The sequence below is a fragment of the Synechococcus sp. 1G10 genome, from assembly GCF_002252625.1.
In the GTDB taxonomy this organism is placed as follows: domain Bacteria; phylum Cyanobacteriota; class Cyanobacteriia; order PCC-6307; family Cyanobiaceae; genus Regnicoccus_A.
In genome coordinates this window covers 1-1,041 of sequence record NZ_NQKW01000067.1, presented here as the reverse complement: position 1 = coordinate 1,041, position 1,041 = coordinate 1, and the positions used below count along the sequence as shown (strand labels likewise).

At 63.1% G+C, this 1,041-nt stretch carries 1 protein-coding gene; it reads left to right on the top strand.

Going from position 1 to position 1,041, the window contains the following annotated elements:
• Position 1: 1 nt before the first annotated feature.
• Positions 2-1,041: photosystem II D2 protein (photosystem q(a) protein) (gene psbD / locus CJZ82_RS17495; RefSeq protein ID WP_094557002.1), on the top strand; the 1,040-nt coding region annotated here is incomplete at its 3' end.

The following is a 1,041-nucleotide window of genomic DNA, read 5'->3' as shown; positions in this document are numbered from 1 at the left end:
CATGACGATCGCTCTAGGGCGCGCACCCGCCGCACGGGGATGGTTCGACGTCCTCGATGACTGGCTCAAGCGTGACCGCTTCGTTTTCGTGGGGTGGTCCGGTCTGCTGCTCTTCCCCACCGCCTATCTGGCGCTGGGTGGATGGCTGACCGGCACCACCTTCGCCACCTCCTGGTACACCCACGGGATTGCCAGCAGCTACCTGGAGGGCTGCAACTTCCTCACCGCCGCCGTCAGCACCCCTGCTGACGCCATGGGCCACAGCCTGCTGCTGCTCTGGGGCCCTGAAGCCCAGGGCGACTTCGTGCGCTGGGTGCAGCTCGGTGGCCTCTGGCCGTTCGTGGCCCTGCACGGCGCCTTCGCCCTGATCGGCTTCATGCTGCGTCAGTTCGAGATCGCCCGCCTGGTGGGCATCCGTCCGTACAACGCCATCGCCTTCTCCGGTCCGATCGCGGTGTTCGTCAGCGTTTTCCTGATGTACCCGCTGGGTCAGAGCAGCTGGTTCTTCGCGCCGTCCTTCGGGGTGGCCGCCATCTTCCGCTTCCTGCTCTTCCTGCAGGGCTTCCACAACTGGACCCTGAACCCATTCCACATGATGGGCGTGGCTGGCATCCTCGGCGGTGCTCTGCTGTGCGCCATCCACGGCGCAACGGTGGAGAACACCTTGTTCGAAGACGGTGAGCAGTCGAACACCTTCAAGGCGTTCGAGCCCACCCAGGAAGAAGAGACCTACTCGATGGTCACCGCCAACCGCTTCTGGAGCCAGATCTTCGGGATCGCCTTCTCCAACAAGCGCTGGCTGCACTTCTTCATGCTGTTCGTACCGGTGATGGGTCTGTGGACCGCCAGCATCGGCATCATCGGCCTGGCCCTCAACCTGCGCGCCTATGACTTCGTGTCACAGGAGATCCGCGCTGCTGAGGACCCTGAATTCGAGACCTTCTACACGAAGAACATTCTTCTGAACGAAGGTCTGCGTGCCTGGATGGCACCGGCCGACCAGCCGCACGAAAACTTCGTCTTCCCTGAAGAGGTTCTGCC